The following is a 14,938-nucleotide window of genomic DNA, read 5'->3' as shown; positions in this document are numbered from 1 at the left end:
TTTTTTAATTGACGGCAGCTCCGCCGTTTTTAGACAAAGGTCTATGGACGGCGGATAACAATTCGGTTTTTTTACAAAGAGTCTATGATGAACAGCTTGTACATTCTTCAACTTCAAGCGATTTACTTCTTACATAATAAATGGATTTAACTCCGTTTTCCCAAGCTTGAATGTAAAGATTTAACACCTTGCTGAAAGTAAAATCATTGGTTATATAAAGGTTTACCGATTGGGCCTGGTCGATATGGCGTTGGCGGACGCCTGCCGCCTTTATGCTCCAGCTTTGGTCTATGGAGTGGGCATTTTTATAAAGCCAATATGTTTCAAAGTTAAGAGAAGGTGCGACGCGCGGCATAAGAGAGCCCTTTTTTTCTTCCAAAAAATATTTATTCATAATAGGGTCTACACCTGCCGTAGTGCCTGCAATAATTGAAGTTGAACTTGTTGGAGCGACCGCCAAAAGATAAGCGTTTCTGATTCCGCTTTCTTTTATTTTTTCTTTTAAATTTTGCCAACGCTCTTCGGTGTAATTGCGTTTTTCAAAATAAGCTCCCGTTTGCCAATCGCTTCCTTCAAAGTATTTATAAGAGCCTTTTTCTTTTGCAATTTGCGCGGAAGCCTTAATTGCGGCATAATTTATTTCTTCAAAAACTTCCCCGCTTAAATTTAAATGTTCATCGCTTTCCCATGCAATACCGTTTTTTGCAAGCATATGATGATAGCCTGAAACTCCCAATCCTATCGAGCGGTAAGCCGCATTTGTAATTTGAGCATAGGGAACCGGATAAAAATTTAAGTCGATTACATTATCCAATGCCCGTACGGCGGCTAAAACCGTTTGTTCAATTTCGAATTTATCTTTTACGTTTATATTGCCCAGTACAAGCGATGCAAGATTACAAACGACAAAATCGCCCGGTTTTGTTGTTGTAACGACGACGGTTTCTCCTTCTTCGGTTTTAATTTCGGTATTTACCGATTTTATTTCGCTCATATTTTGCGAAATTTCGGTACAAAGGTTCGAACAATAAATTATTCCCTTGTGGGGATTGGGATTCATTTTATTTGCATGGTCGCGGTTAAATGCAAAAGGTGTTCCCGTTTCTACAGCCGATTTTAAAATAAGACGTATCAGTTCTTTAATAGGAATTTCCCGCTTACTTATTCTGCCGTCCGAAATACAATCTTTGTAACGCTGCTCCCATTCTTCGCCGAAATAATCTTCAAGAGCATAGCCTTTTATTTTTAAAATTTCGTGAGGACACATTAAATACCAAGGGGCGTTTATATTATCGCGTACGGTTTTCCAAAAAAGGTCGGGATAACATACGGCGGGGAAAATATCGTGCGCTTTCATTCTGTCATCTCCGTTATTTGTACGCAGCTGTAAAAATTCGGGAATATCTTTATGCCATACGTCAAGATAAACCGCAACGGAGCCCTGCCTTACACCGAGCTGGTCAACCGCAACGGCCGTATCGTTTGCAAGTTTTATCCAGCGGATAATTCCTCCCGCAGCCCCCATAAAGCCCCTTATCGGAGAGCCTACGGCGCGTACCTTTCCGAAATACAAACCCATACCGCCGCCGAATTTGGAAACCTTTGCAAAATTATCGATACTGCGGTAAATGCCGTCAAGGGAATCGGGTACGGTATCGATAAAACATGAAGAAAGCTGATGGTAGGGCTTACGGGCATTTGAAAGAGTCGGGGTTGCCATTGTAACTTTTAAAGTGCTGAGCATATCGTAAAACCGCTTAACCCATTCCATACGGTTTTCTTTTTCTTTCATTGCAAGATGAAGGGCTATACCTAAAAACATTTCCTGCGGAGTTTCAAGGGTAATATTGTTATGAGTGTGAATTACGTAGCGGCGTAAAACCAAATCCAAACCGCTGTATGTAAAAAGATTATTCCGCTCTTCAGCTAAAAAAGATGAGGCTTCTTCAATTTCGGCTCTTGAATAATTTTCGCAAATATAGGTGCCGTACAAGCCTTCATTTTCAAGGTATTTTATTTTTTCGTAAAAAGAATTGATACGGCGTTTTTCCAATTCGGTTTTTAATTTTAAACCGAACTGAAAATATAAAAGGCGGGAGGCGATAAATTCCCAGCGGGGAGCATCTTGAGCGGTAAGCTCTACCGAGGCCTTAATTAACATGGAAAGAGAATCGGCTTCGCCCATATTTTCTTTGCGGAATGAGAGGAATTTATGGGCGAGTAAATTTAAGTTATATTCTTCCGAAGTAAATTCGTTTTGAATGCCTGTCAGTACGGGTTGAATATTTACCGAAGGGAAAAAACGCGTTATAGTTTGGCGGGCATCGCGGCGTTTTGTTCTGCTTACACGGTATAGGATAAAGTTTTTTACTTCGGCATAGTAATTGTGCTCGATTAGGGTTTTTTCAACTAAATCCTGAATGGTTTCGACTTGCACTAAATTGCCGTTTTTGCTAAGCTCTTTTATATCCGCTTCGATTTCTTTAACAAGGGGCGGAATTATTATGTTAAGATTGTTATGCGGCGAATTTTCGACGCTTTCAAATGCCGATTGAATTGCCATTGCTATTTTTTCCGGTTCATACTCCTTTTTTTCTCCGTTCCTTTTTATAATTTGCATAAAATTTCCTCCGTACGTATAGATAAAAATCTTTAATATTTTAAGCGTGCCTGTAAGAGAAGTTGTAAGTTCGCCTAAAAGCACGCTATATATTGTGTGATTTATTTATTTTTGTAAGATTATAACACAATATATAGTGTGTGTCAACAGAGAACCTGAGTGTTTTGTAAAGAGAAGTTTTTGTGAGCCGTAAAACTTGTTTTTTGTAAATGATGTGTGCCCGAACGGAAGGAAAAACGTTTTTCGGTTTAATTACTTTAAAACCTGTGCATAGGTCCGCTTTTTTATCGCTTAAGCCCGGTGTAAAAATAGTTTAAAAACTTTTTTTGAGAGCTACCGATACCGCTTTTTTTCGTCATATTTTAGAATTTACGGAATAAATTTCGTCTTTTTTAGGGTAACCAAGGTTATTTTGAAGGTAACCAAGGTTACTCTAAAAGTAACCAAAGTTCTTTTTTGGGTAACCAAGGTTCTTTTTTGCTTTTTTGCAGTGTTTTTTATGTAAATTTGTTTTACACTGATGTATAATGAGTTAATGCAAAAAAACCGCGAAGCCGTACAAAGCGTTGAGCAAAGTTTAGCCCATGCAAAGGAGACCTAAAAGGATTACGGAGCAAGACACCTTAAAAACTTAACGCTTTAAGGACAATAGCGGTAAAAAACTGCATAAGAGATAAATGGATATCGATAACCGGCGATTATTCCGGTTAAACAAAACCGCAGAGCACGCAAAGAACGCAAAGAAAAACAAAGGGTTCGTAAAACAAAATCTTAGCGGCCTTTGCGCTCCGAGCGGTTAAGAAAAAACCGCAGAGTACGCAAAGAACGCAAAGGGGAAATAAAGAGGACTTGAACAGTAGCACCTTAAAGACCTTAGCGGCCTTTGCGCTCTTAGCGGTTAAAAATAAAACCGCAAAGCTCGCAGAGCACGCAAAGAAAAACGAGGGGGAGAGGAAAACAGCGGTACCCCGAAAACACTTAGCGGACTTTGCGCTCTTAGCGGTTAAAAACAAAACCGCAAGGCTCGCAAAGCACGCAAAGAAAAACAAGGGGGAAAGGAAAACAGCGGTACCCCGAAAACCTTAGCGGACTTTGCGCTCTTAGCGGTTAAAAATAAAACCGCAGAGCACGCAAAGAACGCAAAGAAAAACAAAGGGGAGAGGAAAACAGCGGTACCCCGAAAACCTTAGCGGACTTTGCGCTCCGAGCGGTTAAAAACAAAACCGCAAGGCTAAAACTATAATCTTTATCAGGGAGGAAAAATATGAAAAGATTATTAAATGTAAGAATACGCGAGTTAAAAACGCCTATTCTTGTCGGTTCGGTATTGACAATAGTATTTATAGTAACGGGTTTTTTCTCAGGCTGCCCCAATACGTCAGGCAGAAAGCCCACAGGGAGCACAGGCGGAAACAATACACCCGCAGTAACGCCCGGCCCCTACGTAAAAGTCTCCTATGCCGACCTTGAAACCTACTTGAGGGACACCGCTTCAAGCGAAAAGCTAAACTACATCGAAGTAACCGGCCTCATACCGAAAGAAGCCTTTAAGGGAAGCGACGACAATCCGGGAGCCTTGGGACAAAAACTTAAAGACCATTCGGATAAAAAAGTAGCCCTTAAAATCGCAGCCTACCCCGCAGGTCTTACCAGTATGGAAAACTGCTTTGCAGGCTGCAAAAGCCTTACAACGACACCGGCTATCCCCGAAGGCGTTACCGATATGGGCTGGTGTTTTTTAGGCTGCACAAGCCTTACAACAGCACCGGACATCCCCGCAGGCGTTACCGTTATGTCCGGCTGCTTTCAAGACTGCGAAAGCCTTACAACAGCACCTGCTATTCCCGAAAGTGTTACCGATATGTCAAACTGCTTTGCAAGCTGCAAAAACCTTACTAGAGCACCGGCTATCCCCAAAGACGTTACCGATATGGAACGCTGCTTTCAAGACTGCACAAGCCTTACAACAGTGCCGAACATTCCCGTAGGCCTTACCAATATGACAAACTGCTTTTACGGCTGCACAAGCCTTACTACAGTGCCGGATATCCCCGCAAGCGTTACCGATATGGGATACTGCTTTTACGCCTGCACAAAGCTAACCGGCGTAACGCTCAACTGCAATTACAGTGCCGGCAAGTTCGACAGTGCCTTTACAAACTGCGGCAATCTGGCAGACGGCAGCATAAAAGTACCGCAAGACCAGCTTGACAAATATAAAGCCGGCGCCGGCGATATGGGCACCGCAAAGGAAAAGTTTGCGGCAATACAGTAAAACCGTGAATGGGGAGAAACCGCAAAGCTCGCAAAGAACGCAAAGAAAAACAAGGGGGAAAGGAAAACAGCGGTACCCCGAAAATCTTAGCGGCCTTTGCGCTCCGAGCGGTTAAGAAAAAACCACCCCCTCGCAGGCAAAGCGCGTCAGCGCCTTTGCCTGAAAAACCCCAGCCGTAAGCGGGGTTCTTAGGGGCAGAGCCCCTAAGCAGACGGAAAAAATGGGAGGGGTTTGGGGAGGGAAGAAAACCCGTTCTGCCGGGGTGTCTTCCCTCCCCAAAATCAGCCCCTAAGCGGGGGACGCCCCCTAAACAAGAAGAATATCTTCCGACTGTCTTGATTTTTTCTACGTCATACTCTAAAATAAGCCTTATGAAACAAACTGTAAAAATTTTTATGGGCGGAGATGTTTGCGGACAAGCCGGACTAAATACTTTGAAGGAACAACTGCCCAAATTAATAAAAAACGAAAATATAGATTTTTGTGTCGTAAACGGAGAAAATACGGCCAACGGCATAGGTATAAGAGACGATGAAGCTGAAATTTTTTTTAACTTGGGAGTTGATGTTATAACGGGAGGAAATCATACTTTAGAACGCTTCGATATAAGACAAAATTTCGGAAAAGACGGAAGAGTTTTACGTCCTCATAATTTTCCCGTAACACTTGGCTCGGGAGTTATCCAAATTAAAAAAAACGGAATAAGCTATATTGTAATAAATCTCCAGGGAAGAGAAAATATGAGGCCGATAGAATGTCCTTTTAAAACTTTGGATTCGCTTCTTTGCGGGAAGGACGAAATAGCAAAAGAATTGCGTCCCGAAGACTTTGAAAATTCAATTTCCGTTATAGATTTTCATGCCGAATCTACCGCGGAAAAAGAAGCCTTAGGCTTTTATGCGGACGGGAAAATTACGGTTTTCGGGGGTACGCATACTCATACACAAACGGCAGACGAAAGAATGCTTCCGAAAGGTACGGCTTATATAACCGATGTAGGTATGATAGGTGCAAAAAATTCGGTAATCGGAGGAAGTTATGAAGCCGCTATTTTTAGAGCGACAACTCAAGTTCCTCAAAAAGCCGAAATGAATAAAACGGATGAGCTTATTTTTTGCGGAATAATTACGGAAGTCGATGTGGAGTCTAAAAAAGCCGTGTCCATAAAACGTATTTCAATTTTAAATTTCCGTAATTAATACCTTACCCGATACTGTCGTAAAAACGCTGAATTGTAACTCTTTTATAAAATATACTGTTTAATTAGGGTGTCGATTTATGCCGATACTTAAAATACCGATTAGGTTTTAAACGGCACCCCAACTTTTAAAAAAACAATCGGGTATCGTATGTACTTTCTTAACCGCACTGCGAAAGATATACGGAATTCGGGTAATTTTTTAAAACTGAAATTTTTATAAATTGCCGAATTTTATAGAGGAGTTTTAAATTGAATACGTCAATTGCAAAAAGAATTTTTATTTTTTCTTTTATTGTACTTAGCTTAAGCCTTTTTGCTTACGACCCCGTTTCGGGAAGCGAAGAAAAATTAACCTTACAATCGCCTTCCACGGCCGGCGGCCGGGCAAGTGTTACGGGAGGGCCCTTCGGCGATACGGTTCCCGGCAGCCTTGCCGTAAACCCCGCTTTGGGAGGAGCCGAACAGCGTCCTATTTTGGATATTTCCTATCTTCTGCTTGCAGGGCTGAAAAAAGAAGAAAAAGGCTTCGGCCATACGGCAAATTTAGCCGTTTTATACCCTGCACGGTGGGGAACTATTGCAGGAAGCTTGCATTTTTTAAATTCGGAATTTAACTCCTTAAAACTCGGAACAATGGGAGGCTTACGCTTTTCTTATTCAAAAGACTTAACCGAAAAATTCCTTATCGGTATCGGCTCGTATGCCGACTTCGGAAAAGACTGGGGATTGGGTCTTGATATAGGCGTTTTATATAAATTCGGTAATTTAGGTTTTTTAAAAGATTCCAAATTGGGCGTTTCAATTACCGGAATCGGAAAAACTTTTAACCCTAAAACAACAGGAATAAAAGGAAAAAAATCTTCAGGAAGCCCTGCAATGTTCACCCCTCACGCAGGCTTTGCTTCAACCTTTGTAGATATAGACGGCTTTAAACTGGGAATGCACTTGGATATTTCAGCTCCCCTATTTCAAAATTTTGTAATGAATACCGGAGTTCACACCGAAATAGCCGATATTATTTCATTTAGAACCGGGTTTGTAATAAATGCCGTGGAAGCCCATTATAAAAAACAAACATTTATACCCTCTTTTAATTTAGGAGTAAAAATAAAAATAAATTCCGCAAAAGATAAAAATTCTTTTATGGCAAAACAAGGTTGGGAAGAAAGCGAGTTAAGACCCGAGTTTACGGCAAAACCCTTTTATAACGGAATATGGGCCTTCGGAGGCGGTGTAAATATGCACTTCGGACTTAAAGACGATAAACCTCCAGTAATCGAAGCGGGAATTCCCGAAGGCGGCACGGTTTATTTTTCACCCAACGACGACGGAGAAAACGACGCAATGGAAATTCCTTTAAAAATAACGGATAAACGGTACGTTACGGCTTGGTCTTGCGAAATTAAAGACGAAAACGGAAATACAGTCCGCACAATTGCAAATAAAATTCCTTTGCGCGAAATGAAAGATGCAAAAACCTTCTTTAAACTTTTAGGCAGCTCCAAAAAGGGCGTAGACGTACCGGAAACCCTTCGCTGGGACGGACGCACGGATTCAGGAGAAACTGCCCCGGACGGTAAATATACCTTTGTAATAAGAGCCGAAGACGATAATAAAAATACCGCCGAAACCGAAAAATATATTGCCGTAATCGATAAAACGCCTCCTCAAGTTACCCTTGCAAAACATGAAAATTCCTCGGACCTGATTTTCAGTCCGGACGGAGACGGAAACAAAGATGTTTTTGTTTTTGAAAATACAGGCTCCAAAGAAGACTTATGGACGGCCGTTATAACGGATTCTGCGGGAAAACCCGTGCGTACAATTAAAACGGAAAACTCCGAATTAAAACCCGTAAGCTGGGACGGAAAAAACGACGAAGGAAAAATAGTTCCCGACGGAAGGTATAAATATACCGTAGGGGCAGTCGATAAGGCGAAAAACAAAACGGAAAAAACTCTTTCAAACATTATAGTCGATACAAATAAACCTTCTATCAATATTTCGATAAATAAAAAAGCATTTTCGCCTAAATCGGATTCGAATAAAACAATCGAGTTTACTCCCTCGATTCCCTTTACAAACGGTCTTACGGAATGGATAATCGAAGTTAAAAACGAATCGGGCAACACCGTAAAAACCTTTTTAGGAAACTCTAAAAAGATTGAAAAGATAACCTTTGACGGAAAAGACAACTCCGAGCAAATTTTACCTGAAGGAAAATACAAGGCCTTTATTTCGGCAAAATATATAAACGGATATAATCCCAAAACGGAGACCCCCACTTTCACTTTGGACATAACGCCTCCCGATGCGGAAGTTTCGGTTTCCGAAAAGATTTTCTCTCCCGACGGGGACGGAAAACTTGACAGCGTAATTTTTACCCAAAGCCAAAAAGCGGAAGGAAAATGGACTGCCGAAATTTATAAAACCACAAACGGAAATAAGATAACCGGCTCTCCCGTTTATAAGGCTGAATTCGGAAATATCCTTCCCAATAAATTCGAATGGACGGGAAGAAAATCCGACGGCAGTTTTGCAGAAGACGGAAAATATGCATATATTTTACGCGGAACCGATGAAGCCGAAAACGCAGCTTCATCAAAGCCCGTTATAGTAGAACTTAATACCGAAAAAGCCGATATAATTCTTCAATCCAACTATCTTGCCTTTTCACCTAACGGCGACGGTTCAAAAGACGTTATTGAATTTTATCCCGTAGTAAAATCCTTAACCGGTGTAAGCCGATATAAGGTAACAATAAAAAATTCCGAAGGGAAACAAGTTAAAACCTTTGAAGGAGCCGCACCGCCTAAAAAAATAACTTGGGACGGAAAACCCGACAACGAAACCGAATCAAAAACGGTCTTTTCTCCGGACGGAAAATACTCCGCCGAGTTTGAAGTCGAACTTGCAAATAAAAATACGGCAAAATCGGTAATTCCGGAAATTATAATCGACACCGTATATCCTGAAATTCAAATTTCCGCGCCTTATTTGACTTTTTCTCCCGTTGCGGGAAATAAAAAGAAAACATTACCCATAACGCAAATTTCCTCGCAAGAAAAACTTTGGACTGCCGAATTTATCGATTTAAAAAACAAGGCGGTAAAAACTTATAAATGGGAAAATAAAACTGAAAATATAGAATGGGCGGCAGATGATAATTTGGGAAATAAGGTTCAAGACGGAAAGTACTCCTATGCCGTAAAAGCCGAAGACGAAGCCGGAAATAAAACGATTCAGCGTTTAGACGGAATTACCGTAGACAGCCGTGAAGCTAAAGGCTATATTACGGCAAAATATCCCGTTTTTTCTCCGAGCGGAAACGGAAAAAACTCGGTACAGGAATTTTCTCTTTTAACTAACATAGATGCGGAAATTGCAAATTGGAATATGCAAATTTCCAATATAGATAACGGTAATGTGTTTGCCGAATGGAATACAAAAAAAGACGGAAAACTTCCCAAGCAATTCCGTTGGGACGGAAAGAATTTAGAAACCGGTAAACTTTCGGAAGACGGAACTTATATGGCGATAGTTTATATTGAATATAAAAAAGGCGATATAGTAACGGCCTTTACGGAACCGTTTATCCTTTCCTCCAAGCCCGCAAAGCTGGGCGTAACCTTAAAGCCTAAATATTTCAGCCCGGATAATGACGGCATAGATGATGACCTTTTTATAGCTTTAAGTGCGGAAACTCCCGCAGGTATCGCGGACTGGAAATTTGAAATAACCGAACCTGAAGAAAACGGCGGAAGGCTCTTTTGGAAAACCGGCGGAACGGAAAAAATTACAAACGAAATTATTTGGGACGGCCGCTCCCTTAAAGGAGAGACTGTTCAGTCCGCAACCGATTATCCTTTTACCTTTACGGTTACGGATAAGGCCGGCATAGTTTCCGTTTATCGCGGATATATTCCTGTAGATATTCTGGTTATCAGGGACGGCAACAAATTAAAAATTGCAGTTCCGTCGATTATTTTCCGAGCAAATGCGGCCGACTTTGACGGACTTGATGCGGCCGTTGTTGGAAAAAACAATGCAATATTAAAGCGGGTTGCGGAAATATTAAATAAATTTCCTGAATACCAAGTTCAAGTTGAAGGCCATGCAAATACGACTACCGGTACTGAAAAAGAAGAAGTAACGGCCTTAATTCCGCTTTCCACCTTACGTGCCGAAGCCGTAAGAAAATTTCTTATAGCGAACGGAGTGCGCTCTTCGCGTCTTTCTTCAATCGGTATGGGAGGTTCAAAACCTGTAGTCCCCTTATCCGATAAAGATAACTGGTGGAAAAACAGAAGAGTGGAGTTTATTCTTATTAAATAAGAATATAAAATTTAAGCGGAGTTTTTGTATAAAAACTCCGCTTTTTTATTTTAAGCCATTTTATAAAGCTGCTCAATCATTTTTTCGTTTACCAATAATAAAGAGCATTCGGAATTCGTTAAAATGGAATGAAAGGTTTTTGCAAGCATATCTTTTGAATTATCGGTTTGTGCATCTTCGCAAGCTAAAAGGATTGCATCTATTTTATGTTTATCGGCATAATTTAAAACTTCCGCACTGACCGAGCCTTGTGTTATTTCGGTAATAACTTCTATGTTTTTTTCAGCACCAAGCTCATGTACATAGCTTAAATATCGGCTGCCCGTTTCCTGTAAACTGTTTTTATATTCAAGGCCTTCTTCTTCGATAAAAATTCTATTTAATGTAAGCTGCTTAATTGTAGCCGTATCTACAACATAAATCGCATGAACCTTACAGCGGTATAATTTTGCCATAAGAATCGCATATTTTGCGGCGTTTATCGAGGCTTCGCTTCCGGTAATAATAACTAAAATATTTTGAAACAAAGGTTTTATCATACTGTTTTTCCCGCCTTGGATTTTAATGCTTTAAGCACAAAAACATTTTCCCGCTCCCTTTCTTCTAAAACACTTTCTATATATGTCTTCGTTTCGCTCGTTTGCGGAATTACCTGTTTATCGAGGGCATTTACCCGCCTTTGCGTTTTTTTTACTTCGCCTGCAAGCCGCCATACAATAGTTCTGATAGACGCCATTTCGGTAAGCAAATCAAGCAGTTTAAAAAAATCTATCATAACCTTATCGCAGTCGGCAAAGGAATCAAGATAAGAATAAGCAAGAGTCCTTTTCGGCAATTCCGCCGAAATTGAAGCAAAGCGAATACCCGCGGCAGTTACGGTTTTTTCCGTAAACCTAAATTCGTAGTTTAAGGTTTTCGCAAGCCGCTCAGTTTCATTCCGTCCTACCGCAATAAACATTCTTCTTAATGCAGGATAAGCTACGCTTATCTGCTTATTTATTTCTTTTTCGAGAATCTTTACCTTATCGAGCATTTTCATAAGCTCCATAACGAGAATTTCACGCTTTTGTTCAAGTAAATCGTATCCGTCTTTTGCAGCTCTGAGCTGTTCCGTAAGAGAAAGCAAATTCGATTTTGTCGGCGCTATGTTTAATTTTGCCATATTCTTAAAGCTATTTTACACGAAAAGCGAAGACGGTTCAACAGCTTCATTTTCCTCCGTTTTTTTCCCAACAGCTTCCAATTGAGGAAGTTCGGCAAGAAGTTCTCCGCTTATGTTATTGCGCGCTTTTTCCATATATTTTAAAATGAATTCCGGTTTTATTCTATATAAATCCTCTTTAGGTAAAACCGAAAGAAGTGCCCAACCTATATCCAAGGTTTGTTCAATGGAGCGGTTTTCATATTCACCCTGATTTAAAAAGAATTTTTCAAATAAATCGCCGAAACGGAGATATTGTTTATCGCTGACGGAAAGTTCTTCTTCGCCTATAATTGCCGAGAGGTTTCTAATGTTTTTCACTTTTGAGTAAGCCGCAAAAAGCTGACTTGAAACGTCTTTATGGTCTTCCCGCGTCATTCCTTCTCCTATTCCGTCTTTCATAAGGCGGGAAAGGCTGGGAAGACTTGCAACCGGAGGGTAGATACCTTGTTGAGAAAGTTCCCTGCCCAATACTATTTGTCCTTCCGTGATGTATCCCGTAAGGTCCGGGATAGGGTGGCTTATGTCGTCGTTCGGCATAGTTAAAATAGGAATTTGCGTAATGGAACCTGAAGAATTTTTTATTTTACCCGCCCGCTCGTAGAGTTCGGCAAGGTCGGAATACAGATACCCCGGATATCCTTTTCGTCCCGGTACTTCGCCCCTTGTAGTGGAAATTTCGCGTAATGCTTCGCAATAGTTTGTCATATCGGTTAAAACCGCTAAAACGTGTTTTCCTTTTTCAAATGCCAGATATTCCGCAGCGGTAAGGGCGCAGCGCGGAGTGATAATTCTTTCAATGGAAGGGGAATCCGCAAGAGATAAAAACATAACAACCCGCGAAAGCACTCCCGTTTGTTCAAAGGTATCTATAAAAAAGCGGGCAACATCGTATTTTATTCCCATAGCTGCAAAGACCATAACAAATTGTTCATCGGCCGAAAGGATTTTTGCCTGCCTTATTATCTGTGCGGTAAGTTTATTATGCGGAAGCCCGTTACCGGAAAACACCGGCAATTTTTGCCCGCGGATTAAGGTATTCATTCCGTCTATTGCGGAAATTCCGGTTTGAATAAAGTCTCTGGGGTAAATACGTGCAAACGGGTTTATCGGGTTTCCGTTTACGTTTCTCATTTCGGAAGAAAAAACGGCAGGGTAGCCGTCCGAAGGATTTCCGAGTCCGTCAAAAATTCTTCCCATTAAGTCTTCCGAAACACGCAGTTCCATAGGCTTTTCTAAAAATTCGACACCCGTTTCTGAAAGACTTAAACCTGAGGTTGTCCCGAAAATTTGGATAACACAATAATCTTTTGAAATGTCTATAACTCTGCCTGTTCTTATATTTCCCGCTCTGTCGCGTACGGCGGTAATTTCTCCGAAAAAAACGTTATCTCTTCGCTTTACAATTATAATGGGGCCGTCTATCGATTCCGCACCCTTATATTCTATTCCTTTCATTTTATATTACCCGTTTTTAACATTTATTCTTAAAGTTTACCGTATGCTTATTCCGCATTGCCGATAATCTTTTCTATGTTAAGTTCTCCCGCATAGCAGGGCATTGTTATTGCCCAATTTTCCAAAACCTGCGGAGCCAGCTCACCGAAAATTCCTATTTGCTCACCGTTGTATAAAATCCCCGCCTGTCTGCCTTTTATAAAACGGGGGTCTTCGGTTTCGCAAACCTTGTATTCCATACCCAAATAATAAAGAAGATTTGCCGTTTCGCTTGCGGCATCGTTAAAGTTTGCATTTTGTGCTGCCGTTAAAAAACCGAAACTCTGCACGGTTTTTGTTCCCGTCAAATCTTTTTCATCTAAAAACGCAATTTTCCCCGTTTCAAAAATTTTATGAGGATATACCGCATTTGCCGAACTCGCTTCCGCATTTAATAAAGACGGAATAATTGAGGAGCGTACAAATTGGTAATTTTCCGACATGGGATTCGATATCTCTATAACATCTTTTCCGTCAATGCACATTTTTTCGATATAATCTTTTTTTGAACCGAGATAGTTAAAAATCATTTCCTGATAACCCATACCTGCCGCCAGCTTTTTTATCTTGCGGCTTAAAAGGGTTTCAGGCAAGAGTCTGCCTATTGTAAATTCGTTCGGAGTTTCGGGTTTAAAAAAGCTCACCGTTTTTCCCATCATAACATCTTCGATTATATCAACTTCGTGAAGAAAATCATTGCGGTAAGGAGAAGGAATAACCGTTATCTTTCCTGTTGTATCGTCCGCTTTGATTTCCGTTTTACAATCCATTCGCTTTAAAGCCTCTGCAATTTCTTCGCTTGTAAAAGCCGAACCTAAAAGTTTATTTACGGCTTGAACGGAAGTATATGCAGGTTCTTGAAAATAAAACGGAGTGGTTATACTTTTTCCGAAACCGGTCTCATAAGGGTATTCTATTTTTACGGGAAGAATTTTATAACCGGAATCCGCAAAGTCGCAAGCGGTAATATTCGCCGCAAGCAAAATTGAAGCCATATCGGTTCCCGTAAATTCTACAAATAAATCGCAGTCGCCCGTTTTTACGGCTCCGATTTTCGCACTGTTAATAATCGGAGGCATGGATAAAAATTTCCCCTTTAGAATCTTTTAAAATAGGGAAAAGTTTTTGGTTCGCAATAATTTCTCCGTATTCAATGCCTTTAGGGTGTTCTTTTAAAATGTCTCTGCAAGTTAAGGTTTTTTCCATATCAAGCGGAACAAACGAAGTTTTGACGGGGTCGCAGGCGGTATAAAAAACGGGCCAGTTAATAAGAGCCGAGCGGTATACGCCCATTGAAACCGATTTTCTCTTGCGTCCGAAATTGCGGCACAGTTTTTCCTGAGTTTGAATAATATCCTGAAGCATAAGACTGTCTATGGGTTTACCCGAAACAATAAAGCCGGCCGCAAAGGGTCGTACGGTTTTCATCTCGGGAGAAACCTTTACTGTTTTTCCGCCGGAAGATTTTTCTTCGTTTTTATTTGAAAGAAATTTTACATATTCGTCATTATTTGAAGGCGCTCCGTTATGAATTTTAAGTAAGCGGGCAAGCCCTGCCGTAGACCATAAATCGGGACGGTTTGTATCGTTTAATTCTATTTTGATAATGCGTTCGTTTTCCGGTAAGGCCGTATCGGGTGTTTCGTCCAACTCAGCCTTTGCGGAAGTTAAAATTTCTTCAAGTTCATCATAACCGCATCGTCTTCCCAGCATTTTAAAAAAAAGGTTTTCGTTTACTTCAATTTTGGGCATTTTGTCCTCCGAAAGACCCTACTATATCATAAACGGATTTTTTTTTCCAGTAGAAAA

Annotated in this window: 7 protein-coding genes and 1 pseudogene; 3 read left to right on the top strand and 5 right to left on the bottom strand. The window is 40.7% G+C overall.

The features are described from left to right. Window positions 1-82: 82 nt before the first annotated feature. Window positions 83-2,620: a ribonucleoside-diphosphate reductase subunit alpha gene (locus tag DYQ05_RS02300; RefSeq protein WP_206183759.1), complete on the bottom strand. Its 2,538-nt coding sequence runs from the start codon at window positions 2,618-2,620 to the stop codon at window positions 83-85. 1,264 nt (window positions 2,621-3,884) lie between these two features. Between DYQ05_RS02300 and DYQ05_RS02295 the strand changes: the two genes are divergently transcribed. The 3 genes from DYQ05_RS02295 (at window position 3,885) to DYQ05_RS02285 (ending at window position 10,431) form a co-directional block, all read left to right on the top strand. Then, the gene (locus tag DYQ05_RS02295; RefSeq protein ID WP_206183758.1) at window positions 3,885-4,895 is read left to right on the top strand and encodes a leucine-rich repeat domain-containing protein; all 1,011 of its coding nucleotides are present in this window, start codon (window positions 3,885-3,887) and stop codon (window positions 4,893-4,895) included. 371 nt (window positions 4,896-5,266) lie between these two features. Further along, window positions 5,267-6,094: a YmdB family metallophosphoesterase gene (locus DYQ05_RS02290; RefSeq protein WP_020964281.1), complete on the top strand. Its 828-nt coding sequence runs from the start codon at window positions 5,267-5,269 to the stop codon at window positions 6,092-6,094. A gap of 251 nt (window positions 6,095-6,345) precedes the next feature. After that, window positions 6,346-10,431, top strand: a complete 4,086-nt coding sequence (locus DYQ05_RS02285; RefSeq protein WP_206183757.1) for a FlgD immunoglobulin-like domain containing protein — start codon at window positions 6,346-6,348, stop codon at window positions 10,429-10,431. 50 nt (window positions 10,432-10,481) lie between these two features. Here DYQ05_RS02285 and DYQ05_RS02280 read toward each other — a convergent pair whose 3' ends face one another. The 4 genes and pseudogenes from DYQ05_RS02280 to pheT form a co-directional block, all read right to left on the bottom strand. Beyond that, the gene (locus DYQ05_RS02280; RefSeq protein WP_020964279.1) at window positions 10,482-10,970 is read right to left on the bottom strand and encodes a universal stress protein; all 489 of its coding nucleotides are present in this window, start codon (window positions 10,968-10,970) and stop codon (window positions 10,482-10,484) included. Beyond that, window positions 10,967-11,593 (bottom strand): V-type ATP synthase subunit D, encoded by a 627-nt coding sequence (locus DYQ05_RS02275; RefSeq protein WP_024465373.1) that lies wholly within the window; start codon window positions 11,591-11,593, stop codon window positions 10,967-10,969. The genes DYQ05_RS02280 and DYQ05_RS02275 overlap by 4 nt, the downstream gene beginning before the upstream one ends. Window positions 11,594-11,608: 15 nt before the next feature. Next, window positions 11,609-13,090, bottom strand: coding sequence for a V-type ATP synthase subunit B (locus DYQ05_RS02270; protein WP_020964277.1), 1,482 nt, complete (start codon window positions 13,088-13,090; stop codon window positions 11,609-11,611). A 47-nt stretch (window positions 13,091-13,137) separates the two neighbouring features. Next, window positions 13,138-14,881, bottom strand: a pseudogene (gene pheT / locus DYQ05_RS02265) (phenylalanine--tRNA ligase subunit beta). Between the last annotated feature and the right edge of the window lie 57 nt (window positions 14,882-14,938).

This window comes from Treponema pedis, from assembly GCF_017161325.1.
GTDB lineage: Bacteria > Spirochaetota > Spirochaetia > Treponematales > Treponemataceae > Treponema_B > Treponema_B pedis.
This window is presented reverse-complemented; position numbering and strand designations above follow the sequence as displayed.

Excerpts from the sequence above, each read along its gene's own strand:
- DYQ05_RS02300 (WP_206183759.1), bottom strand. The coding sequence starts at position 2,620 with ATGCAAATTATAAAAAGGAACGGAGAAAAAAAGGAGTATGAACCGGAA.
- DYQ05_RS02295 (WP_206183758.1), top strand. The coding sequence starts at position 3,885 with ATGAAAAGATTATTAAATGTAAGAATACGCGAGTTAAAAACGCCTATT.
- DYQ05_RS02290 (WP_020964281.1), top strand. The coding sequence starts at position 5,267 with ATGAAACAAACTGTAAAAATTTTTATGGGCGGAGATGTTTGCGGACAA.
- DYQ05_RS02280 (WP_020964279.1), bottom strand. The coding sequence starts at position 10,970 with ATGATAAAACCTTTGTTTCAAAATATTTTAGTTATTATTACCGGAAGC.
- DYQ05_RS02275 (WP_024465373.1), bottom strand. The coding sequence starts at position 11,593 with ATGGCAAAATTAAACATAGCGCCGACAAAATCGAATTTGCTTTCTCTT.
- DYQ05_RS02270 (WP_020964277.1), bottom strand. The coding sequence starts at position 13,090 with ATGAAAGGAATAGAATATAAGGGTGCGGAATCGATAGACGGCCCCATT.